At 72.5% G+C, this 24,333-nt stretch carries 15 protein-coding genes; all 15 read left to right on the top strand.

Annotated elements, in window-relative coordinates:
• Positions 1 to 82: 82 nt before the first annotated feature.
• Positions 83 to 349: an acyl carrier protein gene (locus ACIRFL_RS03765; protein WP_404023602.1), complete on the top strand. Its 267-nt coding sequence runs from the start codon at positions 83 to 85 to the stop codon at positions 347 to 349.
• Positions 346 to 780 carry a hypothetical protein gene (locus ACIRFL_RS03760; protein WP_404023601.1) on the top strand — a complete coding sequence of 145 codons (435 nt, stop codon included), beginning with the start codon at positions 346 to 348 and terminating at the stop codon, positions 778 to 780. The genes ACIRFL_RS03765 and ACIRFL_RS03760 overlap by 4 nt, the downstream gene beginning before the upstream one ends.
• Positions 777 to 1,280: a 3-hydroxyacyl-ACP dehydratase FabZ family protein gene (locus ACIRFL_RS03755; protein WP_404023600.1), complete on the top strand. Its 504-nt coding sequence runs from the start codon at positions 777 to 779 to the stop codon at positions 1,278 to 1,280. Before ACIRFL_RS03760 ends, ACIRFL_RS03755 begins: the two co-directional genes overlap by 4 nt.
• A 12-nt stretch (positions 1,281 to 1,292) precedes the next feature.
• Positions 1,293 to 2,051 carry a 3-oxoacyl-[acyl-carrier-protein] reductase gene (gene fabG / locus ACIRFL_RS03750; RefSeq protein WP_404023599.1) on the top strand — a complete coding sequence of 253 codons (759 nt, stop codon included), beginning with the start codon at positions 1,293 to 1,295 and terminating at the stop codon, positions 2,049 to 2,051.
• A complete protein-coding gene (locus ACIRFL_RS03745) occupies positions 2,048 to 2,782 on the top strand; it encodes a 2-hydroxychromene-2-carboxylate isomerase (protein ID WP_404023598.1) in 735 nt (244 codons plus the stop codon). The genes fabG and ACIRFL_RS03745 overlap by 4 nt, the downstream gene beginning before the upstream one ends.
• A 209-nt stretch (positions 2,783 to 2,991) precedes the next feature.
• The gene (locus ACIRFL_RS03740) at positions 2,992 to 6,666 is read left to right on the top strand and encodes an AMP-binding protein (protein ID WP_404023596.1); all 3,675 of its coding nucleotides are present in this window, start codon (positions 2,992 to 2,994) and stop codon (positions 6,664 to 6,666) included.
• Positions 6,663 to 8,483: an acyl-CoA dehydrogenase family protein gene (locus ACIRFL_RS03735; protein WP_404023594.1), complete on the top strand. Its 1,821-nt coding sequence runs from the start codon at positions 6,663 to 6,665 to the stop codon at positions 8,481 to 8,483. Before ACIRFL_RS03740 ends, ACIRFL_RS03735 begins: the two co-directional genes overlap by 4 nt.
• Positions 8,480 to 8,785, top strand: a complete 306-nt coding sequence (locus tag ACIRFL_RS03730; protein ID WP_404023593.1) for an acyl carrier protein — start codon at positions 8,480 to 8,482, stop codon at positions 8,783 to 8,785. Before ACIRFL_RS03735 ends, ACIRFL_RS03730 begins: the two co-directional genes overlap by 4 nt.
• Before the next feature lie 181 nt (positions 8,786 to 8,966).
• Positions 8,967 to 9,950, top strand: a complete 984-nt coding sequence (sbnA, locus tag ACIRFL_RS03725; RefSeq protein WP_404023592.1) for a 2,3-diaminopropionate biosynthesis protein SbnA — start codon at positions 8,967 to 8,969, stop codon at positions 9,948 to 9,950.
• Between the two features lie 6 nt (positions 9,951 to 9,956).
• Positions 9,957 to 11,309, top strand: a complete 1,353-nt coding sequence (locus ACIRFL_RS03720) for a condensation domain-containing protein (protein WP_404023591.1) — start codon at positions 9,957 to 9,959, stop codon at positions 11,307 to 11,309.
• Complete coding sequence (locus ACIRFL_RS03715; RefSeq protein ID WP_404023589.1) at positions 11,306 to 12,112, top strand: FkbM family methyltransferase; 807 nt, start codon at positions 11,306 to 11,308, stop codon at positions 12,110 to 12,112. Before ACIRFL_RS03720 ends, ACIRFL_RS03715 begins: the two co-directional genes overlap by 4 nt.
• 166 nt (positions 12,113 to 12,278) lie before the next feature.
• Complete coding sequence (gene sbnB, locus ACIRFL_RS03710; RefSeq protein WP_404023587.1) at positions 12,279 to 13,277, top strand: 2,3-diaminopropionate biosynthesis protein SbnB; 999 nt, start codon at positions 12,279 to 12,281, stop codon at positions 13,275 to 13,277.
• A gap of 102 nt (positions 13,278 to 13,379) precedes the next feature.
• Entirely contained in the window at positions 13,380 to 13,598 is a 219-nt protein-coding gene (locus tag ACIRFL_RS03705) for an MbtH family protein (RefSeq protein WP_404023586.1), read from the top strand.
• A gap of 42 nt (positions 13,599 to 13,640) precedes the next feature.
• The gene (locus ACIRFL_RS03700) at positions 13,641 to 18,710 is read left to right on the top strand and encodes an amino acid adenylation domain-containing protein (protein ID WP_404023585.1); all 5,070 of its coding nucleotides are present in this window, start codon (positions 13,641 to 13,643) and stop codon (positions 18,708 to 18,710) included.
• A partial coding sequence (locus ACIRFL_RS03695) for an amino acid adenylation domain-containing protein (protein ID WP_404023584.1) occupies positions 18,707 to 24,333 on the top strand: 5,627 nt, incomplete at its 3' end. The genes ACIRFL_RS03700 and ACIRFL_RS03695, both read left to right, overlap by 4 nt.

The raw sequence follows: 24,333 nt of genomic DNA, 5'->3' as shown, positions 1-24,333 counted from the left end.
CGCGGGGCCGCGCGGCACGCGGTGCCTCCTGCTCCCGCACTTCTCGTACGCCAACCACCCTTCGGAAGGACGCATCTACCCCATGTCCGACATCACCGGCACCCCCTTGCTCGACAAGGAACAACTGCGTGACCTGGTGGCCGACGTCCTCGACCTGGACGTCACCGAGGTCACCGACGAAGCGCACTTCACGGAGGACCTGGACGTCGACTCGCTGATGGCGCTGGAGATCACCGTGCGTCTGGAGAAGGAGTACGGCGTCAGGCTCGCCGAAGCCGAGCTGGCATCGATCACCTCCCTGCAGGGCACCTACGAACTGCTCGACGGCAAGCTGCGGGAGACCCGGTGAGCGCCGCGTCACCGCTGGGCGACCTGGAGCTGATCCGCACCGGCCCGACGGGCGCGCTCGGGGCCTTCGACGCGCCGGAGGACGGTTCGGTCATGGCCGGGCACTATCCCGGGTTCCCCGTGCTGCCGGGGGTGTTCCTCATCGAGGCCGCCGACCGCACGGTCCGGCAGTGGGCCAGGGACAACCCCGTCGCCGAGCCGTCCGGCGAAGGCGCCCACACCGGCGAGGTGGAGCTGGTCGCCATGGACCGGTGCCGCTTCCACCGGCCGGTCTTTCCGGGCGACCGGGTGCTGGCCGACGTCGCGGTCACGGACAACGCGGCCGGGCTGCTGTTCAAGGCGGTCATCGGCACCAACCGCGGCAAGGTCGCCGACATCCGGCTGCGCTACCGGGTCCGGGGTGGCCGGGACCAGGAAGAGGGCACCTCATGACGGCGTACGGCATCGACCGCATCAAGAACACCATTCCGCACCGCGGGGAGATCCTCCTGGTCGACCGCGTCACGCAGGTGACGCCGGGCGAGACCCTGACCGCGCTCAAGGCGATCTCCGGCAACGAGCCCTGCTACGCGCCGCTCGGCCAGGACGCCGCAGCCGCCGACTACGCCTACCCGACCTCCCTGGTGATCGAGTCCTGGGCTCAGTCCGCGGTGCTGCTGTCCGTGTGGGAGAACCCCAACCCCGACGTGCTGGCCGGGAAGGTCGAACTCGCCGGTGCCATCAACGATGTGGCCTTCGGCGTGCGCGTCCACCCGGGGGACGTTCTGGAGCACCGGGTGCGCCTGGTGAAGTCCGTCGACGAGACGGCGGTCCTCGCGGGCGAGACGTACGCCGCCGGCCGTGAGGTACTGCGCGTCGGCTCCTTCGTGGTGGCGCTGCGTGACGTTTCGGAACTGCTGCAGGCGCCCGAACGCGCCCTGTCGAAGGTATGAGGAGACGATCTGATGTCCCCAGCGAGTGACACCCACGGCGACAAGGTCGCCCTGGTCACCGGAGGGTCCCGTGGCATCGGCCGCGCGGTCGTCGAACGGCTGGCCCGCGACGGTTACGACATCGGCTTCTGCTACCGCTCCGACGCCCAGGCCGCCGCCCTGGTGGAGAAGGAGGCGCGCGAGCTGGGCCGCCGGGTGCTCTCCCGGCGGGTGGACGTGACCGACCGCGCCCAGGTGCGGGACTTCGTCACCGCGGCGGAGGAGGAGCTGGGCCCGGCGTCGGCCGCGGTCACCTCCGCCGGCATCACCCGCGACAACCCGCTGGTGCTGATGCCGGACGAGGACTGGGACGCGGTGCTGCGCACCAACCTGGACGGCACCTACAACCTCTGCCGTGCGGTGGCCTTCTCGATGATCAAGCGGGGCGGCGGCGCCGTCGTCACGCTCTCCTCGGTGGCCGGGATCGCGGGCAACGCGGGCCAGACCAACTACTCGGCGTCCAAGGCGGGGATCATGGGCTTCACCCGGTCCCTGGCGAAGGAGGGCGGCCGGCACGGCATCCGGGCCAACACGGTGGCGCCCGGCTTCATCGACACCGACATGACCTCGGTGCTGCCGCCGAAGGTGTCGAAGGAGATGCTGGGCCGCATTCCACTGAAACGGTTCGGTCGCCCGGAGGACGTCGCTGCGCTGGTCTCCTTCCTCGTTTCGCCCGAGGCGTCGTACGTCACGGGCCAGGTCTTCCAGGTCGACGGCGGCATCGCGCTGTGAGCGGCACGGGGGGCGGGGGCCGCCGCACCCGGCGGCCCCCGCGGTTCTACTTCTCGTTACGCAGTCCCTACTCCTGGCTCGCCTACCGGGACCTGACGGCCCACCACCCGGGCCTGGCGGCCGCCCTGGACTGGGTACCGTTCTTCGAGCCGGACGAGCTGAGCCGCAAGCTGCTCGACGAGGCCGGCGGGTCCTTCCCCTACACCCCGATGAGCCCGGAGAAGCACCGCTACATCCTCCAGGACGTGCGGCGCCTGGCCGCCGAGCGGGGGCTGTCGCTGAGCTGGCCCGTGGACCGCGAGCCGGTGTGGGAGGTGCCGCACCTCGGCTATCTGGCCGCGGCCCGGCACGGCATGGGCCCCGAGTACCTCGCGCTCGCCGCCCGGGCCCGCTGGGAGCTCGGGCAGGACATCTGCGACCGGTCGGTGATCGGTGGCTTCGGCGCCCGGCTCGGGCTGGACGCGCAGGAGCTGGCGTCCGCGTCGGATGATCCCGAGCTGCGTGCCGAGGGCGTGCGGATACTGCTGGAGATCCAGCGCGACGGCGTCTTCGGGGTGCCGTTCTTCGTCGACCACTACGACAAGTACTGGGGCGTCGACCGGCTGCGCGCCTTCGTGGCGGCGCTCACCGGCCGCTCTCCCGGACTCACGCAACCCCAGGGCGGGCCGGAGGCCGCGCTCATCGAGCCCGAGCGGTCCGTCGACGACGGCCACGCGGGCGGATGCGGCTGAGCCGCCCTTCCGGCCGACCGATTCCGGACCGCCGTACGGCACCGCCCCGCCGGCGCCGTGCGGCGGCCGGCGCCGTTTCCCACCGATCCGCCCCTGCCCGTGCCCGGATGGCCGCATATAGGTGCCGCATAGCGGGCGCCGGTTGGGTGAACGACATACCGCTGCTGTGCGACCGCGGCGCCACCAGCCGCAGAGGGTGAGTAGTTGGGGTGACCGACTTCGAGAGCTTCATCAGCGCGCTGCGCCGCGGGGCTGCACGAAAGCCCGCTCACCGCGCCGTCCGGTTCGGCACCGGGCCGGCCGAGGAGAGCCTGACCTACGCGGAACTGGACCGGGCCGCACGGTCCGCGGCCCAGTGGCTGCGCGGGCGGACGGCGATCGGCGACCGGGTGCTGGTGTCCTGCGGTCCCGGCACCGCGTTCGTCCGGGCCTTCCTCGGCTGCCTCTACGCGGGCGCCGTACCCGTCCCGGTGCCGCTGCCCGGTGGCTTCGGGCGCCAGGAGGCCCGTACGACGGCGATCGCCGCGGACACCGGCGCTCGGCTGGTGCTCACCGACGTGGCGGGTCTGCCCGCCGTGGAGCGCTGGCTGGAGGGTGAGCGGACGGCGCTCGCCGGGGTCACAGCCGTCGCGGTGGAGTCCGCGGAGCGCGCCGGAGACTCGCCGGCCTGGGTCGAACACGCCGTTGCGCCGGGCGAGTTGTGCTTCCTGCAGTACACCTCCGGGTCGACCGGCGATCCGAAGGGCGTGATGGTTTCGCACGGCGCGCTGCAGCACAACCTGCGGCTGATGCGTGACAGCCACGGCTGGCACGGCGGCATGACCTGGTGCAGTTGGCTGCCCGCTTACCACGACATGGGCCTGATCGCGATGATGCTCGCCCCGCTGTATCTGGGCGGGACCGCGGTGCTGATGTCGGCGACCGAGTTTCTGAAACGGCCGGTCTCCTGGCTGCGGCTCATCGCCCGGCACAAGGCCGACATCAGTTGTGCGCCGAACTTCGCGTACGACCTGTGCGCGCGCCGCCTCACCGAGGAGCAGACCGCCGGGCTGGACCTGTCCCACTGGCGCTACGCCTGCAACGGCGCCGAGCCCGTCGACGCGGCGACCCTCGCCCGCTTCGCGGAGCGGTTCGCGGGCGCGGGCTTCTCGGCGCGCGCCCTGCTGCCCGGCTACGGCCTTGCCGAGTCCACGCTCTACGTTTCCGGCACGCCCGTGGACGAGCCGCCGACGGTGCTGCGCGCGGACGCGGAGGCGCTGGCCGGCGGCCTGGTGACGGAGGCGGCGGGCCGGTCCGGCGGTGCGGTGCGGGAGCTGGCGAGCAGTGGGGTCGTGCGCGGGTTGGACGTGCGGGTCGCCGCTGCCGACACGGGTGCGGTGCTGCCCGACGGCCGGATCGGCGAGATCTGGATCCGCGGCGACAGCGTGGCACTCGGCTACTGGAACCGGCCGACCGAGACCGAGCGGACGTTCCGCGCGGTGACGGCCAACGGTGCCGGGCCGTTTCTGCGCACCGGGGACCTGGGGGCGCTGCGCGACGGCCACCTGTATGTGACCGGCCGTCTGAAGGAAATGATCATCGTGCACGGCCGGAACCTGTATCCGCACGACATCGAGCGCGAACTGCGCGACCTCGACCCGGCCTTCGGCGACCTGCCCGCCGCGGTCTTCGCCTCCCGACCCGGCGGCTCCGTCGCGGAAGAGATCGTCGCCGTCCAGGAGGTCCACAGCCGCGGCGTTCCGGCCGAGACCCTCGCCACCCTGGCCCGCACCGCCCGCGCCCGCCTGGCCCAGCGCCTGGGCGTCCGGGTCGGTGGCGTGGTCCTCGTCAAGCCCGGCCGCATCCAGCGCACCACGAGCGGCAAGATCCGGCGCACGCTGATGCGCACCCTGTTCGAAGAGGCAGAACTGAGCACGTTGCACGAGGAGTTGGCACCGCAGTTGCGCGCGGCGTTCCGCGCCCGGGGGGACGCTGCCGACGCCACTCCCGGCGGCGGGGCGCGCGGCGTCGGGCACTCGGCGGGCGTGGCCGCAGCCTGCGGGGTCGGCCGGGACGCGGATGAGATACGAGTGCCGCCTGTGGCCGAGTGCGAGGCATGGGATCCATATGCGCTCGGCCGGGAGCTGGAGGTACGGCTCGGGGATCCCGGTGACGGGCGGCGGGTGTTCTCCCACCGGAGCATTGCGCAGGCCGACCAGGCGGAGGAGTTCCCGGCGGACGTGTGCCGGGAGCTGGACGTGTTGGGGCTGCCCCGGTGGTTCGTGCCCGCCCGGTTCGGTGGCGAACTGCGCAGCGCCGAGGAACTGTCGCAGCTCATCCGGATCCTGGCCCGGCGGGATTTCACCGTTGCGCTCGGCCACGTCAAGACCTATCTCGGTGCCGTGTCGGTCTGGCTGGCCGGGCGGCCCGAACAGGCCGGCGCTCTCGCGCCACGGGTGTGCGAGGGGGCCGTCGTCTCCCTCGCACTGACCGAGCGGGCCCACGGCAGCGACCTGCTCGCCGGAGAGCTGCGCGCCGAGCGCACTGCGGGCGGGTGGCGGCTGGTCGGCGAGAAGTGGCTGATCAACAACGCCGGACGGGCTGAGTTCGTGTGCGTCCTGGCGCGCACCGGGCCCGACGGCGGAAGCCGCGGCTTCAGTCTGTTCCTGGTCGACAAGGCGCGGTTGGCTCCCGGCACCTGGCGGTCCCTTCCGCGCGTCCCCACCCATGGCGTGCGCGGCGCCGACATCAGCGGCATAGCCTTCGACGGCGCCGAACTCCCCGCCGACGCGCTGGTCGGCGCCGAAGGGGCGGGCCTGGAGATCCTCCTCAAGGGCCTTCAGATCACCCGCACCCTGTGCTCGGCGATGTCCCTCGGCATGGCCGACCACGCCCTGCGCATCGCCACCGGCTTCGCCCGCACCCACCGGCTCTACGGCCGTCCCCTGGCCCACCTGCCGCACGCCGCGCGGACCCTCGCCGAGGCCTATGCCGACCTGCTGGCCATGGAGGCATCGAGTCTCGTCGCGACCCGCTCCGTGCATACGCTGACCGATGAGCTGAGCGCGGTCTCCGCGGTGGTGAAGTACCTCGTGCCCACCCTCGGCGACGAGGTCATCGGCGCTCTGCGCGGACTGCTGGGCGCACGCGCCATGCTGGTCGAGGACTTCGCCGACGGCGCCTTCCAGAAGCTGGAGCGCGACCACCGGATCGTGGGCATCTTCGACGGCAGTACGGCCGTCAACCTCAACTCGCTGATCAACCAGTTCCCGGTGCTTGCCCGCGGCTACCGCAAGAGCCTCGCCGACCGGGACGGGGTCACGGCCGCCGCCCGCCTCGACGGACCGCCGCCGGAGCTGGACCACGACCGGCTCACGCTGTACGCCCGAGCGGGTGTGAGCGTCGTGCAGTCCCTGCCGGAGGCGGTGCGCCGCGTTAAGGAGCTGGCCCCGCCCTCCGTGACCGAGCGGGCCGTGCGGCTGCTCGCGGTCGCGGACGAGGTGCACGAGGAACTGGCCACGCACAGGCACAGCGCCCGCGCCGTCCCAGAGGCGGCGTTCGCCTCCGCCGGCCGGTATGCCCTGGTGTACGCCGGCGCCGCGAGCCTCCACCTCTGGCTGGAGAACCGGGCCGGTGCCGCGGCCGACAGCCCGCTGTGGCACGACGCGGCCTGGCTGGACGCCGTACTCGTCCGGCTGCTGCACCGCCTGACCGGCACGCCCGACCTGGACGACGACGCGGATGGACCGGCCCTGGATGCCCTGCTGCCCACACTGCACACCCAACACGAGCGGGGGCTGCTGTTCTCCCTGCTGCACTGCCCGCTGGCCGAGGCCACCAGCGCCACGAGTGGCACCGCCACCGACCGGCCGGCCCCCACCGCCTCACCCAAGGACGCGGCATGACGCACCTGTCGACCACGAGTGCCACGGAGGTCCGCGCGGACGCCTGGCGTGACACCGCCCTGGAGCGCCTCGACCGCCTGGAGACCCTGCTCGGCGACCCCTACGACCCCACCAATCCGCTTGGCTCGGCAGCCGTCCTCGAAGCCGACGAGCGTGGCGAACTATCCGCGGACGGCGAACGGGCGCTGGCCGCGTACGGGCTGGGAGCCGAGTTCGTGCCGGCCGCGCTCGGCGGCCGCTTCGAGCGTTCCGACCGGTTCGCGCTGCTGATGCGGGCGATCTTCCGCCGGGACTGTGCCTTGGCCATCGGCCACGGCGTCACCAGCTTCATCGCGGGGCTGCCGATCTGGTCGGACGGAAGCGCCGAGCAGCAGCAGCGGGCGGCCGATCTGCTGTGCGGAGGCGGCCGGATCGTCGCCGCCTACACCGAGCTCGACCACGGCAGCGACTTCACCCGGATCTCGCTCACCGCGCGCCCCGCGGCCGACGGCGGATATCTCCTCGACGGCAGCAAGCAGTTGGTCAACAACATCGGCCGGGCCGAGGCCGCCGTGGTCTTCGCCCGCACCGACGAACGGCCCGGCAGCCGCGGCCACTCGCATCTGCTGGTCGACCTCGACGCTCTGCCGGAGGGGCACGTCGACCGCAGTGCCCGCTATCCCACCTCAGGGGTCCGCGGCTGTCTGCTGGGGGGAGCACGCTTCCACTCCTGTCCCGTCCCGGCCGACGCCCTGCTCGGCGAGGAGGGCGTCGCCATGGAGACCGTACTGAAGGTCTTCCAGGTGACCCGCAGTGTGCTGCCCGGCATGGTCGTCGGCGTCGGGGACAGCCAGTTGCGCACGGTCCTCGCCTTCGCCAGGGAACGTCGGCTGTACGGAGCCTCGGTGAGCGCGCTGCAGCTGCCCCGCTCGGTGCTCACCGACGCCTTCGTGGACCTGCTGATCTGTGACGCGCTGTCCATGGTCGCTGCCCGCACTCTGCACCTGCGGCCCGCCGAGGCGAGCGTGCGCTCGGCGGCGGTGAAGTACCTCGTGCCCAAGCTGCTCCAGGAGAACTCCTACCGGCTCGGCGTGGTGCTGGGCGCCCGCAGCTACGTCCGCGAAGGGCCGTACGCGGCGTTCCAGAAGGCGGCGCGTGACCTGCCCGTGGTGGCGCTGGCCCACGCCAGCGGCGCGGTGTGCCTGGCGAACATCGTCCCGCAACTGCCCCGGCTCGCCGAGCGCGCCTGGCAGCCCGCGCTGGACGCCCGCACCGCCGGGCCGGACGGCGACGAGGCGCTGTTCCGCCTGCACGACCCGTTGCCCCCGCTCGACTTCGGCAGGCTGGAGCTCACCACGCGCGGGGCCGACGGCCTGGCCAGCCGGCTCCCGCTGTTCGCCCGGGACCTGGCCAGGCAGGCGGCCGGCCATCCCGCGCTGGCCGAACTTGCCGCTCTGGCCGTCGAGTTCAGTGACGCGCTCACCGATCTGGCGCGCCGCAGCGCCGCCCTGCCACCGCTGGAGAGGACCCCGGTCGCCGGGCGCCGCTCCTTCCTGCTGGCCGAGCGGTATGCGCTGCTGCTCGCGGCCGCCGCCTGCCTGGGCGTCTGGCGGATGGCGCGGCGCTCCGACGGTTTCCTCGCCGACCCGCTGTGGGTCACGGCGGCGCTGCACCGGCTCGCCGGGCGGCTCGGCCCGCGCCGCGGGGCGCTGTCACAGGCCGCTGCCGGGGCGCTCTTCGACGAGCTGTCCGCTCGCCACGACGACGCCCGCACCTTCGACCTCTTCCGCACCCGGCTCGCCCCGCGGGCCGTACCCGTCAAGGGAGTTGCCCCATGACCGAAGCCTCCGTCACCGACACCGCGGTCGGCTCCGCGTCCGCCGGCCAGGACCCCGCCACCTCGACGCAGACCATCCGCGAATGGCTCGTCGACCGGGTCGCCTACTACCTCGAACTCACCCCGGCCGACATCGACGCGGGCGCAGACCTCGCCGAGCTGGGCCTGGACTCCGTGTACGCCCTCACGCTGTGCGGTGATGTCGAAGACCGTTTCGGCCTCGTCGTGGAGCCCACCATGGCCTGGGACCACCCGACCATCGACGCGATCACTGCCCACCTCGCCGCCGAGCTGGCCCGCTAGCCCGGCCGTCGGACCGGACCGGATCCAACCGTCGTCCGCCGGACGGACCGGCGCCGCACTGGGCCGGGGCGTCCTCCCTCCTCTGGGGGAGACCGGCCCCGGCCCGCCCTGTTTCCGCGCGCCGCGACACGGCGGACGCGCGCCATTTCCGCATCGCTTCTCCGGGAAGGGGCGAACAGCCATGCCCGAGAAAACGTTCCCTGGCATTCTGTCGACCGTAGGAAACACCCCACTCGTCGCATTCGAAAAATTGCTGCCGGACTTGGGCTCCCGCGTATTCGGGAAGATCGAGAGATTCAATCCGGGGGGCAGCATCAAGGACCGTTCCGCGCTCGGCATGCTCCTCGCAGCCATCCGCAGCGGCGACGTGGAGCCGGGCCGTTCGGTGATCGTCGAGTCCAGCTCCGGCAATCTCGCCGTCGGACTCGCCCAGATCTGCCGGTACTTCGGACTGCGCTTCATCTGTGTGGTGGACGGCAAGACCACCGGGCAGAACCTCGCCATCCTCAAAGCCTTCGGCGCCGAGGTGGAGGTGGTGACCGAACGCGACCAGCTGACCGGCGAGTTCCTGCCGGTCCGGCTGCGCCGGGTGCGCGAGCTGGTCGACCGGATACCGGACTCGTACTGGCCCAACCAGTACACCAGCCTGCTCAACCCCAAGGCCCACGAGGCGACCATGCGGGAGATCGAGGAGGCCCTGGACGGCAAGATCGACTTCCTCTTCTGCTCGGTCAGCACCTTCGGCACCCTGCGCGGCTGCCGGGACCACATCAGAGCACGCGGTCTGGACACCACGATAGTCGCCGTCGACGCGCTGGGCAGCGCGATCTTCGGTCTGGAGTCCACCCAGCGCCTGATCCCGGGGCACGGCGCGTCCGTGGTACCGCCGCTGATGGATGCCTCGGCCGCCGACGAGGTGGTGCACATCTCCGACCTGGAGTGCGTCACCGCCTGCCGCCGGCTCGTCAACCGGGAGGCCGTGCTCGCGGGCGGCTCGTCCGGTGCCACCGTGGCGGCGCTGTGGAAGATCAAGCACCGCATACCCGAGGGCTCGAACTGTGTCCTCATCTTCCCCGACGGTGGCGACCGCTATCTCGACACCATCTACTCGGACTCCTGGGTGCGCGAGAACTTCGGCGACGTCTCACACCTGTGGAAGGACTGAATGCCGATGCTCATGTCCACCGGCCAGGAGGCCCTGTGGCTCGCCCACCGGATCGACCCGGACAGCTCCGCGTACAACGTCGTCCTCGCGGTACGGCTGCGTGACCGCGTTGACACCGAGGTCCTGCAGCGGGCGCTGACGGCACTCGTCGAACGGCACGAGCTGCTGCGCTCCCGCTTCCCCGCCACCGACGAGGGGCCCGTACGGCTGCTCATGGCGCCCGAGTCGGTGCGGCTGGAGGTGCGGGAGGCGCCGGACACCGACGAGGAAAGGCTGTTCCTGCTCGCCCAGCGGGCGGGCGAGGAGCCGTTCCGCATCACGGAGTCGGGGGCGTTCCGCGCGGTGCTGCTGCGCCGGGCGCCGGACGACGCGGTGCTGGTCACCGCCACCCACCATCTGGTCAGCGACGCCACCTCACAGTGGCTGCTGGTGCGTGACCTGTTCGCCGAGTACGGCGCCCGCACCGGGCAGGGCGCACCCGCCGCCCCGCCCGGTGCGGTCACCCCATGGGACGAACAGGTGCGTGCCGAGCGGGACTTCGTCGCCTCACCGCGCGGGCGGCGGGCGGCCGCATACTGGCAGGGCGTGTGCGCCGGGGGCCGGGCGGGGGAGCTGCCCACCGACCGGCCGCGGCCGGTGCAGCGCACTCTCAACGGTGCCACCCACGAGGTGAAGCTGGATACGGCGACGGGGCGACGGATACACAGAGCGGCTGCGGATCGGCGCCTCACACCGTTCGCGTGGCTGCTCGGCACCTTCCAGTCCGCCCTGAACCGTTCCGGCGCAGGGGACGACTTCCTCATCGGCTGCCCGGCCACCACACGGTTCACGCCCGGCACCCGCGAGGCGGTCGGCTACTACGTCAACGTGTTGCCGGTCGTCGGGCGGTTCTCATCCGCGACGACGCTGCTGGACGTCGTCGAGTCGGCGCAGCAGCAGCTACGCACCGGGATGGCACACGCCCGCCATCCCGTCGAGCTGCTGGACGGCGGACCCTCGCGCGGGCCGCTGTTCCGGATCTCCTGCACGCTGGTGGCCGCGGACCGGCTGCCGGTGCCCGGGTTGTACCAGGGGCCGGTGCGGCTCGGCGGGCTGCGGGCCGAACTCTGCGACGTGCCGCAGCAGGAGGGGCAGCTCGACCTGACCGTGGAGGTGCTCCAGGGCGCCGACGGCTTCCGGGCTGTGCTGCGCTACAACACCGATCTGTTCGACGCGGCCACGATCGAACGGTTCGCAGACACCTGGCGTCGTCTGCTCGACACCTCCCTCGACACGCCCGCCACCCGTGTGTCCGACGTCTCCCTCGTCGCCCACGACGACCTGGCCTTCCTGCTCGCGCTCGGGTCGGGGGCGGCATGAGCTCCCCAGGAGGAACCGTCCCCCATCCCGGCGACCCCCTGCGGCAGCAGTTGCCTGACGGCCTCGCCGTGTGGTGCACCAACGGCCCGGCGGCGGCGGTCATGTGGAGGGAGATGCTGCCGCCGGGGGCGTACGACCGGGCGGCACGGAGGTTGCGGGACGGGAGCACGGTCGTCGACGTGGGCGCCAACATCGGACTGATGTCGGTTCTCTGTGCGCGAACCCGGCCGCACGTCCGCGTCATCGCGGCCGAGCCGGCGCCCGCACTGCACGCCTGCCTGGTGCGCAATCTCGCCGAGCACGCGGCGCCGGGCTGGGCGGCGGAGTGCGCGGCCGTCGCGGAGCAGCCCGGCCGGCTGCGCTTCACGTACTACCCCGAGGCCCCCGGTAACTCCGGCCTGCACGCCGATCGGGCTGCCGACGACGAGATCACCCTGGCCTTCCTGCGCAACAGCGGGGTGGATCCCGAGGACGCCGCCGAACTGGTCGAAGGCCTGCACGAGGGCGTCGAGTGCACCGTCCCTGCCGTGACCCTCTCTGACCTGCTGCGTCGCTACGACGTCCCACGTGTCGACCTCCTCAAGGTCGATGTCGAACGCGCTGAACTGGCCGTCCTGCGTGGTATCGAGGACTGCCACTGGCCCTTGATCCACACGGTGGTGGCCGAGGTCCACGACGTGGCCGGCCGTCTCACCGCAGTCCAGGACCTGCTGGACCGCCATGGCTTCACACTCCAGGTCCACCAGTATCCCCTCTTGGCGGGCACGGGCGGGTACGAGCTGGAGGCCGTACGGGAGCGGTGATCCCGTCGGCACCGGGCCGGGCGCGGCGGGACGGGACGTATAGGGCGCATATAGCGCCGGAGCCCACCATCGCTGCATCACCACAGGCTCTGCCCACACCGCCTTGGGCCCATTTCGCCATCACCTCCGGCCCTTGTCCTCGCCTGTCCCGCAGAGAGGGAACCCCATGCTGATCCTCCGGCGCACCGACGTGGCGGAGGTGCTGTCCGGCCGCGAGACGGACATCATCCACCTCGTCGCCGACACCTATCGGCTGCACGATGCCGGCCAGACATCCCTGCCGCACTCGACGTTCCTGCGCTTTCCCGAGGAGCGCCACCGCAGCGACCGGATCATCGGACTGCCGGCCTACCGTGGCGGCGATCGCCCGGCGGCCGGGATGAAGTGGATCGCCTCCTTTCCGGGCAACGTCGCCGCCGGCACCGAGCGTGCAAGTGCCGCCATCGTGCTCAACTCCCTCGACCACGGCCGCCCCGTCGCCTTCGTTGAGGGCGCCGTGATCTCGGCCAAACGCACCGCCGCGAGCGCCGCGCTCGCCGCTGCGGAGCTCACCGCCGAGCGGCCCCCGGCCTCCGTGCTGCTGATCGGCTGCGGCGTGATCAACCTGGAGATCCTGCGCTTCCTGGCCGCCGCCCTGCCCGGGCTGCGCGAAGCAGCTCTGTACGACTCCGACCCGGCCCGCGCCGAGGCGTTCGCGGACCGCTGCGCCGAGGCCGTGCCTGAGGTGAAGGCCCACTCGGTGACCGACCTGGCGGCGGCCCTCGGCGAGCACCGGCTGGTGTCGCTGGCCACCACTGCTGCCACCCCGCACATGGACCTGACCCCATGCGGCCCGGACACCACCGTGCTGCACGTCTCGCTGCGCGACCTGACGGCCGGGGCGATCCTCGGCGCGGTCAATGTGGTCGACGACACGGACCACGTCTGCCGCGAGCGCACCTCTCTCGACCTTGCCCAACAGGCCACCGGGAACCGGGACTTCGTCGCCGCCGAGATCGGCGCGCTGCTGCGCGGCACCGTGACCCTGCACCGCGTCCCGGAACGGCCCGTCGTCTACTCCCCGTTCGGCCTTGGTGTCCTGGACATCACGCTGACCGAGTACGTGCGCGAAGAGGCCGAGCGGCGCGGGCTCGGCGTCCGCGTCGAGGACTTCCAGCCGGCCTGAGCGTCACGCCGGTACGGCTGCCCGCCTGCGGTCGTCCACCTCTGTGCACCCTGCCCACCTGCCCGACCCCGCCTGTCCACTCGTACGGCTGAAGGAGTTCCCATGACCACCGAGCAGACCGAAGGCCCCCGCCAGCGCGTGGTGTTCAACGATGAGGAGCAGTACTCGCTTTGGCCCGTCGGACGGGAGCTGCCCGCCGGCTGGCACGCCGAGGGTACCGAGGGCTCCCGCGAGGAGTGCCTGGCCCGGATCACCGAGGTGTGGACCGACATGCGCCCGCTGAGCCTGCGCCGCCGGATGGACGAGTCCTCCGCGGCCTGAGTCCGCCACCGCCCGACACCCAGGTCTGTGACAGGAGTTGCCGTGAACGCCGAACTGCTTCCGGAACGCTTCGCCGAGCAGGCGTTCCGTACGCCGCACGCCGTTGCCGTCGTCGACGGCGACCGGGCGGTGACGTACGAGGAGCTGGACCGTGCGTCCGCACGCATGGCCCGCTGCCTTCGGGACCTGGGCGCAGGGCCCGAGACGCTCGTCGGGGTGAGCCTGCCCCGCGGGCTCGACCTGGTGGTCGCGCTGCTGGGCGTGTGGCGGGCAGGGGCGGGCTACGTCCCGCTCGACCCCGCCCAGCCCGCGGCCCGGCTGTCGGACCTGATCCGCGACTCCGGGGCGGGATGGGTGCTGACCGCACCTGAGCTGGACGCTGCCGTGCGCCAGGCCGGTGCGCGTCGCGTCGATCCCCATGAGCTTCCCGAGGCCGGCGACGCCCCCGGGGACGGCGTCGCCGCGGGCCCCGACAACGTTGCGTACGCCATCTTCACCTCCGGCTCCACCGGCCGCCCCAAGGCCGTGGTCGTCACCCACGCGGGCATCGCCCGGCGGGTCGGCTGGACCGTGGAGCGGCACGGGCTCGGTCCCGGCGAGCGAGTGCTGCAGAAGACGACCGTCGGCTTCGACGCGGCCGGCTGGGAGATCTTCGCCCCGCTGGTCTGCGGCGGCACTGTGGTGCTGGCCCCGGCGGGTGCCGAGCATGACCCGCCGGCGCTGCTGCGCGCGGTCGGTGACTTCGACGTAACCGTGCTTCAGGTGGTGCCGTCCGTGCTGCGGGTGCTGGTGGCGGAGAACGGCTGGGAGCGCTGCGGCGCGCTGCGGCTGCTGTTCTCGGCCGGTGAGCCCCTGCACGCCGAACTGGTCGCCCGGGTGCGGGAGAAGGCCGGCGAGGGCGTCGAGGTGTGGAACACCTACGGTCCGACCGAGTGCTCCATCGACGTCACTGCACAGCAGGCCGACCCGTCGGTCACCACCGGCGCAGTGCCCATCGGCCGACCGCTACCCGGCACGAAGCTACTCGTCCTCGACGCGAACGGCGCCCCGGTGCCGGTGGGCGTCCCCGGCGAGCTGTACGTCGGCGGCCAGCAGGTGGCCCGCGGCTACGCGGGCCGGCCCGAGCTGACCGCCGAGCGGTTCGTGCCCGACCCGTACGCCACCGAGCCCGGCGCCCGCCTCTACCGCACCGGCGACCAGGTGCGTTGGCGTGCCGACCACACCCTGGAGTACCGGGGCCGCCTCGATGACCAGGTGAAGGTCAACGGGGTGCGCATCGAGCCGGGTGAGATCGAGGCCGCACTCGTGGCCCACCCGTCTGTCACCGGGGCAGTCGTGACCGCGTATCCGGCCGAGGACGGCGGCAAGCGGCTGGCCGCGCATCTGACGGCGAGCGCCGCCGTGGATGCCGCCGAGCTGCGCGTGTTCCTGGCCGAGCGGCTGCCCAACAGCCATGTGCCGTCCTTCTTCCACACGCTCGACGCCTTCCCGCAGCTGCCCAACGGCAAGGCGGACCGCGCCGCGCTGCCCAGCCCCGAGGAGATCGTCGCCGCCCGGCAGCCGGAGTACACCGCCCCGCGCGACGCCGCGGAAGAGCTGGTGGCCGGCGTCTGGGCCGAACTGCTCGGCAAGGAGCGCGTCGGCGCGTTCGACGACTTCTTCGCCCTGGGCGGCACCTCCCTCCAGCTGACCCGGCTGGCGGCGCGACTGCGCGCCGCGTCCAGGGAGAAGGTCTCGCTGCGGGGCCTGTTCGCAGCCACGACAGTCGAGTCCCAGGCCAAACTGCTCACCGCGCCCCCGACGGGAACACAGCCCGCCCCGGCCGGCACCACCACTGACCCGCAGCCCGCCGTGGCCCACGAAGAGCCCGACATCATCCCAGTGCCGCGTTCCGGTGACCTTCCACTCTCCTCCGGGCAGCGTCGCCTGTGGTTCCTGGACCGGATGCACCCCGGCAGCCCCGAGTGGGTGGCCCCGCTGTTCCTGCGGCTGCCCGCCGAGCTGGCGCCGGAGGCGGTGGGGCGCGCCCTGGACGCGCTGGCCACCCGGCACGAGCCGCTGCGCACCCGGTACGTCGCCGAGGGCGGTGAGCCTCGCCAGATCATCGACGAACCGGGTGCCGCCCGGGTCGAGCTGCGCGTCGAGGACGCCGGACGCGCACAGGTGCCTGCGCTGTTCGGCGAGCAGTTCGCACGCGGCTTCGACCTGGCTGAGGGGCCGTTGTGGCGGGCGCTGCTGGTGCGGCTGCCGGGCGAGGACCACGTGCTGCTGCTGACGCTGCACCACATCACCTGCGACGGCTGGTCGACGGTGGTCCTGGACCGCGAGCTGCGCGAGCTGTGCGCCTGGTATCAGGACGGCCGCGAGCCCGAACTGCCCGCTCTGGCCATGCAGTACGCCGACTACGGCGCCTGGCAGCACGCCTGGCTGACCGAGGAGGTCGTCGAGCGCGAGCTGGCCCATTGGCGGACCGCCCTGGACGGCATCACCCCGCTCGACCTGCCGGCCGACCGCCCCCGTCCCGTGGTCCGCGACCCGCGCGGCGCGATGGTCCCCTTCCGGGTCCCGGCCGAGACGGCCGCCGGTCTGGCCGAGTTGGGCCGTGCGCACGGTGCGACCCCGTTCATGACGCTGCTGACGGCGTACGCCACGCTCCTGGCCCGCTACAGCGGCCAGTGGGACGTGCCCGTCGGCACCCCGGTGGCGGGCCGCACCCGGCCCGAGACCGAGAACATGGTCGGCTTCTTCCTCAACTCCCTGGTGGTGCGCTGCGCACTGTCCGCCGAACTGACCTTCACCGAGGCCCTGCGGCGGGTCCGGGACACCGCCCGCACGGCCTTCGTCCACCAGGAGCTGCCCTTCGAGCGGCTCGTCGACGAGCTCCAGCCCGAACGCGACCTGTCCCGCACGCCGCTCTACCAGGCCGCCTTCGACCTGCACAGCGAGGGCGTGACCTCCGTCGTCACCGACGACTCGGACCTGGCGGCGTTCACCGAGGTCTGGCAGGTGGCGAAGACCGACCTGTCGCTCTTCATGCGGCAGACCCCCGAGGGCGCCTTGGACGGTGTCCTGGAGTACGCGACCTCGCTGTTCGAGCGGGCCACCGCCGAGCGGGTGGCCGGCCACTTCCTCACTCTGCTCGACCGGGTCGCGCAGCACCCGGGGACGCCCCTCGGCGAGCTGGAGCTGCTCGGCGACGACGAGCGCCGTCTGCTGGTCGCCGAGTGGAACGACACGGCGTACGAGCACGACGGGCGCACCGTCGTCGAGCGCTTCGAGGAGCAGGCCCGCACCGCCCCCGAGCGCACAGCCCTGGCCTTCGGCGCCGGAACCGTCCGGTACAGGGAGCTGGACACCGCCGCCAACCGTCTCGCCCACCAGCTGCGCACCCTGTGCGACGACGCCGAGTCACGCGTCGCGGTCCTGCTCGACCGGGGTCCGGAGCTGGTGACCGCGCTGCTCGCGGTGTGGAAGGCGGACAGCGCCTACGTGCCGGTCGACCCGTCGTACCCGGCGGAGCGCATCGCTGCGATGTGCGAGGCGGCCGGGGTGCGGGTCGTGGTGACCTCCTCTGCGTACGAACAGCGGTTCACCGTGCCCGGGCTGCGGGTGCTGCGGGTGGACGCCGACGCGGCCGAGATCGCCCTGCAGCCTGCCGACGCGCCCGCGCGCACCAGGGATCTGGACCGGCTGGCGTACACCGTCTTCACCTCGGGCTCGACCGGCACGCCCAAGGGCGTCGAGGTCACCCATCGGGGGCTGGTCAACCATGTGGCGTGGGCCGCACGGGAGTTGGCCGGGCAGGACTACGGCGGCGCGGCGCTGTTCTCCTCGGTCGCCTTCGACCTGGTGGTGCCGAACCTGTGGGCGCCCCTGGTCACCGGTCAGCGGCTGTTCCTGCTGCTGCAGGACACGGACACGTCCGAGCTGGGCAAGCGCCTCGCGGAGGCGGGCCCGTTCAGCTTCCTGAAGCTGACGCCGGGTCATCTGGACATCCTCGCTCACCAGCTCTCCCGTGCCCAGGCGGGCGCCCTCACCCCGGTCATGGTGGTGGCGGGCGAGCCGTTCACCCGCAACGCGCTCGCGCGCTGGCGTGAGCTGGCCCCCGACATGGCACTGATCAACGAGTACGGGCCGACCGAGGCGTCCGTCGGAACCTCGATCCACCCCGTGCCGCCCGAGGGCGCCGGGCCGGTTCCGGACGTCCTGCCGATCGGGCGGCCGCTGCCCAACATGACGATGTACGTGCTGGACGCGGCGATGCGGCCGGTCCCGGTCGGCGTGGCCGGGGAGCTGTACGTGGGCGGCACGGGTGTCGCCCGCGGCTACGCGGGCCGGCCCGAGCTGACCGCCGAGCGGTTCGTGCCCGACCTGTACGCCACCGAGCCCGGCGCACGCCTCTACCGCACCGGGGACCTGGTCCGCCGGCTGCCCGACGGCGCCGTGTCCTTCCTGGGCCGGCTCGACGACCAGGTCAAGATCCGCGGCTATCGCGTCGAACTCGGCGAGATCCAGACCGTGGTGGCGGCGCACCCCGCGGTGCGCGAGGCCGTGGTCGTCGTCCACCGGCCGGAGGGCGGCGAGCCCGCGCTGGCCTGCTATGCGGTGCCCACCGAACCCGGCACCGAACTGCCCGACCTCGCCGCGCACTGCGCGCCGCGGCTGCCGGAGTACATGATCCCGGCGACCTTCACCGCGCTGGAGGCCGTCCCGGTCAACGCCAACGGCAAGGTCGACCGCAGGGCGCTGCCCGCACCCGGGCTGCCCGACGGCGACGCGCACGTCCCGCCGCGCGGCCCGGTCGAGGAGGCCGTCGCGGAGATCTGGTCCGAGCTGCTCGGCGTCCAGGCCGGTGCGCACGACAACTTCTTCCACATCGGCGGCAATTCGATCCTCGCGATCCGCCTGATCTCCCGGATCCAGCAGGAGTACGGAATCGACTTCGCCGTCCGCACGGTCTTCGAGGGCCCGACGGTCGCCCAGCTCGCGGCGGTCGTCGAGGAGCGCGTCGCCGCGGAGGTGGCCGCGCTGTCCGACACCGAACTGTTGAACGCCGTCGGCACCCTTCCCACCGCCGACACCACATCGCGGAGCAAGGAGCACCTGGCATGAGCACCGGGAACATGGACACACCCGTCGTTTCGGGCACCGATGCCGACGCGCTCCGTGCTGAGCTGCTGCGTCGCCGCCTCGCCGGCGGCCGTGCCACCGCACCGCGCCGTGCGGGGATTCCGCGCGCCGAACGCAGCGCCTCGCTGCCGCTGTCGTACGGGCAGCAGCAGATGTGGTTCCTCAGCCGGCTGGAGCCCGACAGCCCCGAGTACCTGGTGCCGCTGGTGTTGCGGCTGCGCGGCCCGCTCGACGCCGATGCCCTGGACCGGGCCTGGCAGGGGGTGGTGGAGCGGCACGAGATCCTCCGCACCCGCTACGTCCTGCGGGACGACGAGCCGGTGCAGGTCGTCGACGCACCCGGTCCGCTGCCGCTGGTGCGTTCGCAGGCCGACGACGACGAGGCGGCGCAGGCCCTGGTCGAGGCGGACCTGTCCCGCACCTTCGATCTGGGCCGCGACTGGCCGGTGCGGGGCCGGCTGATCCGGATGTCCGCCGACGAGCACGTGCTCGCGGTGGTCTTCCACCACATCGCCTGCGACGCGTGGTCCACCCGGCTCTTCGGCCAGGAATTGAGCGAGCTGTACAACGGCACGGCCCCGGCCCCGCTCGCCTTGCAGTACGCCGACTACGCGGCCTGGCAGCGCGAGCAGCTCACCCAGGACGTGATGACACGTCACATCGATTACTGGAAAGACCGGCTGGCGGACCTCGCCCCGCTCGATCTGCCCGCGGACCGGTCGCGTCCGGCGGTGCGGGATGGTGCGGGCGCCGCGGTGCCGTTCGAGGTGCCGGAACCGCTCGCGGCCCGGCTGCGCGAGATGGCAGCCGCCCAGGACAGCACGCTGTTCATGCTGTTCCTCGCCGCCTACCAGACCCTGCTGGCCCGCTACACGGGCCGCACCGACATCGCGGTCGGCACCGTGGTCTCCGGTCGAGGCCGCCCGGAGCTGCAGCAGATGATCGGTTACGGCATCAACACCCTGGTGATGCGCGGCGACCTGTCCGGCGACCCGGCGTTCACCGAGCTGCTCGCTCGCACCCGCGCCACGGTGCTGGACGCATACGATCACCAGGACCTGGCCTTCGCCCAAGCCGTCGAGGCGATCGGGCCGGAGCGCGACCTGTCGCGCACCCCACTGTTCCAGGTCGCGTTCACCCTGCATGGCGACCGGGATGCCGCGTTCGAGCTGCCCGGCATCGAGGTGTCGTCCTTCGAGGGCTCGGGACAGTTCGCCAAGTTCGACCTGGACCTGCAGTTGCGTGAGGGCGGCGACGGGTCGCTCGGCGGGCACTTGGAGTACGCGACGGCGCTGTTCGACCGTACGACCGCGGAGCGGTTCTGCGGCCATCTGCTGCGCCTGCTCGCCGGCATCGCCGCTGCCCCCGGAGCGCACCTGTCCGCGCTGGAGATCATCGGGGACGAGGAGCGGGCCGTGCTGATCAGCCCGGCCGGACAGCCGCGTCCGGTGACCCGCCGTGTGCATGAGCTGTTCGAGGAACAGGCCGCGCGCACCCCGAACCGCGTCGCCGTCTCCTTCGCGGGGACCGCTCTGACGTATGCCGAGCTCAACGCCCGCGCCAACCGCATCGCCCATGCCCTGATCGCCAAGGGGGCGGGCCCGGAGACCCTGGTCGGTCTCAGCCTGGAGCGCGGCATCGAGCTGATGCCGGCACTGCTCGGCATCCTGAAGTCCGGTGCCGCGTACCTGCCGCTGGACCCGGCCAACCCTGCGGACCGGATCGCCTACATCGTGGACGATGCCCGGGCCTCCGTCATCGTCACCACGCGAGCCCACGCCGGGCCGTTCACCGGGGAGCTGCTGCTGCTCGACGGGGACGCGGATCTCATCGCGGCCCAGCCGGACACCGCCCCGGCCGTCGCCGGCAGCCCGGAGAACCTGATCTACACGATCTACACCTCGGGTTCGACCGGCAGGCCCAAGGGCGTCGCGCTCACCCACAGCAACGTGGTCCGCCTCATGGACCGCGGCCACGAGCACTTCGCCTTTGCCGGGACGGACGTGTGGACCCTGTTCCACAGCTACGCCTTCGACTTCTCGGTGTGGGAGATGTGGGGAGCACTGCTGTACGGCGGCCACCTCGTGGTGGTCCCGGACTCCGTCGTGCGCTCCCCGGAGGACTTCCTCGACCTCCTGGCACGCGAACGGGTCACGTTCCTGAACCAGACGCCGACCGCGTTCCGCGCCCTGGTCGGCACCGACGCCGAGCTGGCCCTGCGTGCGGTGGTCTTCGGGGGCGAGAAGCTGGAGGTCTCCGATCTGCGGCCGTGGGCCGAGCGGTTCGGTCTCGAACGGGTCGCCCTGGTCAACATGTACGGGATCACCGAGACCACGGTCCACACCACCTACCACCGAGTGACCGGGCAGGACCTGGACTCGCCGGGGGCCAGTCCGGTCGGCCGCCCGCTGGCGGACCTGAGCGTGTTTCTGCTGGACGCGGACGGCCGTCCCGTGCCGGTGGGCGTACCCGGCGAGATCTGCGTGGGCGGCGCCGGTGTGGCGCGTGGCTACCTCAACCGGCCGCGGCTGACCGCGGAGCGGTTCGTGCCCGACCCGTACGGGCCGCCCGGGTCCCGCCTGTACCGGAGCGGTGACCTGGCCCGCCGGCTCCCGGACGGGCGGCTGGAGTTCGTCGGCCGCAGCGACGACCAGGTCAAGATCCGCGGTTTCCGCATCGAACCGGGCGAGATCGAGACCTCGCTGTCCGCTCACCCGGACGTGCGGGACGCGGTCGTGCTGGTGCGCGAGGACGCTCCCGGCGACAAGCGGCTGGTCGCGTACGTGACCCCGGCCGACGGGGTCGTGCCGGCGCCGGCTGCCCTTCGCTCCCACCTGGCGAGCCGGCTGCCCGCGTACATGGTCCCGGCGGCGTTCGTCGCCCTGGACGCGCTGCCGTTGACCACCAACGGCAAGCTCGACAAGCGGGCGCTGCCCGCGCCCGGCCGGGAGGCCCTGGGACCGACGGGGTCCGTCGCCCCACGCACAGTCGCCGAGGAGCGCGTCGCCGCCGTGTGGGCGGATGTCCTGGGCCTGGAACACGTCGGCGTCGAGGACAGCTTCTTCGACGTGGGCGGGCATTCCATCCGTGCCGTCGCCCTCGTGGGCCGGCTGCGGGCCATCGGCTACGACGTCGCCGTGCGCGACGTCTTCGAGTACCGCACCGTCGCCCGCATCACCGAACTGGTCACCGGCCGTCCGGCGCCGGCCGGCGCCGGACGGCCGGTGGAACCGTTCGCACTGATCACGGCTGAGGACGTGGCCCGCCTCCCGGAGGGCGTCGTCGACGCGTACCCGCTGTCGCAGGTGCAGCTCGGCATGGTCGTGGAAATGCTGACCGACGACGGCAGGCACCCGTACCACAACGCCACGTCGTTCCGGATCCGCGACGAAAAGCCGTTCTCCGCGCAGGCGCTGCGTGCGGCCGCCGCCGTGGTCGCCGCCCGCCATGACGTCCTGCGCACCTCCTTCGATCTGACCGGCTGCTCCGTCCCGATGCAGCTGGTGCACGCGACCGCGGAACTGCCCGTCGGCGTGCGCGACGTCTCCCACCTGTCCGAGGACCAGCTCCTCGCGGAACTGCGGGAGTTCGTCCGACAGGAACGCGCTGCCTTGTTCGATCTCGCGACGCCGCCGCTGCTGCGGCTGCACGCGCACGTGGCCGGTGACGGAAGCTGGTGGATCACCAACACCGAGTGCCACGCGATCCTGGACGGCTGGAGCCACCACTCGCTGCTGATGGAGATCCTGGAGGAGTACGGCCGCATCCGCGACGGCCGGGAGCCCGCCGGGTCCCGCGCCCCGGCCGTCCGGTTCGCCGACTTCATCGCCGCGGAACTGGACGCCCTGGGCTCGGAGGAGTCCCGCGCCTACTGGCAGTCCGTCGTCGATGGCTACCCGCCGCTGACCGTGCCCGCCGCGTGGCGCGGCGACCCGGAAGACGGCGGCGCCCCCCGACGCGTCCCCGTGCCCTTCCACGACCTGGAGGACAGGCTGCGCGCACTGGCCTCCCGGGCGGGCGCCTCGCTCAAGAGCGTGCTGTACGCGGCCCACCTCAAGACGCTCAGCATGCTCACGCCGGAGGAGCGTTTCCTCACCGGCCTGGTGTGCAACGCACGGCCCGAGGTGCTTGGCGCCGACCGGGTCTACGGCATGCACCTGAACACGCTGCCGTTCGCGTACGACCGTTCCGCGGCCACCTGGTGCGAGCTGGTCGCCGCCGTGTTCGCCCGCGAGGTCGAACTCTGGCCGCACCGCACCTACCCGATGCCGGTCATCCAGCGCGAGCTCGCCGACACCGAGCGGCTGGTCGAGATGCGGTTCAGCTACCACGACTTCGACCAGGTCGACCACGACCAGGTCGACTACCTGGCGAGCATCGACGACAGCCCCACCGAGTTCTCGCTCGGCGTCTCGGCCCGCATCGGCCACCTCGTCCTCACCGCCTCCCGGAGCGCCCTGAGCCGCAGCGCCACGGAACGGCTCGCACAGATGCTGCGCCAGGTCCTGGAAGCGATGGCCGCGGATCCCGAGGGCGACGCCCAGGTCACCTTCCTGCCCGAGGGCGAGCAGGAGCGGCAGACGGCGGAGTGGAACGACACCGCGCACGAGGCGGAGACCGCCACCGTGCTGCAGATGTTCGAGGCGCAGGCCGCCCGCACCCCGGACGCAGTCGCCGTCGAGCACGCGGGTGCCACTGTCTCCTACGCCGACCTGGACGCCGATGCCAACCGGCTCGCCCACCACCTGCGCGGCCTCGGCGTCACAGCCGAGTCCCGGGTGCTGGTCCGGCTGGACCGCGGCCCCGATCTGCTGACCGCCCTGCTCGCGGTGTGGAAGGCGGGTGGCGCCTACGTCCCGGCCGACCCGTCCTACCCGGCGGACCGGGTCACCACCATGCGGGAGGCGTCCGCGGCCGTGGTGACGCTCGGCGAGCTGCCGGACCTCGCCGGGCTGCCGGCCACCGCGCCGGTGCGGGTGGACGATCTGGACCGGCTGGCCTATGTCATCTTCACCTCCGGTTCCACCGGCACGCCCAAGGGTGTCGAAGTCACCCACCGGGGCTTGGTCAACCATGTGGCCTGGGCGGCCCGTGAACTCGCCGTGCGCGGCACCGGGGGCGCCCCGCTGTTCTCCTCGGTCGCCTTCGACCTGGTCGTCCCCAACCTGTGGGCGCCGCTCGTGACCGGGCAGGCCGTGCACACGGTGGGGCAGCACGTCACCCTGGCCGACCTGGGCGAACACCTGTTCGCCTCGGGACCGTACAGCTTCGTGAAGGTGACCCCGGGTCACCTCGACGTCCTGGCCCAGCAGCTCACCGCCGAGCAGGCGGCCGCGCTGGCGCCGGTGCTGGTGGTGGCCGGCGAGGCCTTCACCCGCGCCACGCTGGAGCGCTGGAGGTCACTCGCCCCGGACACCGAGCTGATCAACGAGTACGGCCCGACCGAGGCGTCCGTCGGCTCCACGATCCTCGCGGTGACGGGCGACACCGAGGCCGACGTCCTGCCGATAGGGCGTCCGCTGCCGAACATGCGGACGTACGTGCTGGATTCGGCGATGCATCCGGTGCCGGTGGGTGTGCCGGGTGAGCTGTACGTCGGCGGGAC

It is taken from the genome of Streptomyces sp. NPDC102462 (assembly GCF_044765425.1).
GTDB lineage: Bacteria > Actinomycetota > Actinomycetes > Streptomycetales > Streptomycetaceae > Streptomyces.
This window is presented reverse-complemented; position numbering and strand designations above follow the sequence as displayed.

What these genes read in the sequence shown, in the direction of transcription:
- ACIRFL_RS03765 (WP_404023602.1), top strand. Translation starts at nt 83, where the DNA reads ATGTCCGACATCACCGGCACCCCCTTGCTCGACAAGGAACAACTGCGT.
- ACIRFL_RS03755 (WP_404023600.1), top strand. Translation starts at nt 777, where the DNA reads ATGACGGCGTACGGCATCGACCGCATCAAGAACACCATTCCGCACCGC.
- fabG (WP_404023599.1), top strand. Translation starts at nt 1,293, where the DNA reads ATGTCCCCAGCGAGTGACACCCACGGCGACAAGGTCGCCCTGGTCACC.
- ACIRFL_RS03735 (WP_404023594.1), top strand. Translation starts at nt 6,663, where the DNA reads ATGACGCACCTGTCGACCACGAGTGCCACGGAGGTCCGCGCGGACGCC.
- ACIRFL_RS03730 (WP_404023593.1), top strand. Translation starts at nt 8,480, where the DNA reads ATGACCGAAGCCTCCGTCACCGACACCGCGGTCGGCTCCGCGTCCGCC.
- sbnA (WP_404023592.1), top strand. Translation starts at nt 8,967, where the DNA reads ATGCCCGAGAAAACGTTCCCTGGCATTCTGTCGACCGTAGGAAACACC.
- ACIRFL_RS03720 (WP_404023591.1), top strand. Translation starts at nt 9,957, where the DNA reads ATGCTCATGTCCACCGGCCAGGAGGCCCTGTGGCTCGCCCACCGGATC.
- ACIRFL_RS03715 (WP_404023589.1), top strand. Translation starts at nt 11,306, where the DNA reads ATGAGCTCCCCAGGAGGAACCGTCCCCCATCCCGGCGACCCCCTGCGG.
- sbnB (WP_404023587.1), top strand. Translation starts at nt 12,279, where the DNA reads ATGCTGATCCTCCGGCGCACCGACGTGGCGGAGGTGCTGTCCGGCCGC.
- ACIRFL_RS03705 (WP_404023586.1), top strand. Translation starts at nt 13,380, where the DNA reads ATGACCACCGAGCAGACCGAAGGCCCCCGCCAGCGCGTGGTGTTCAAC.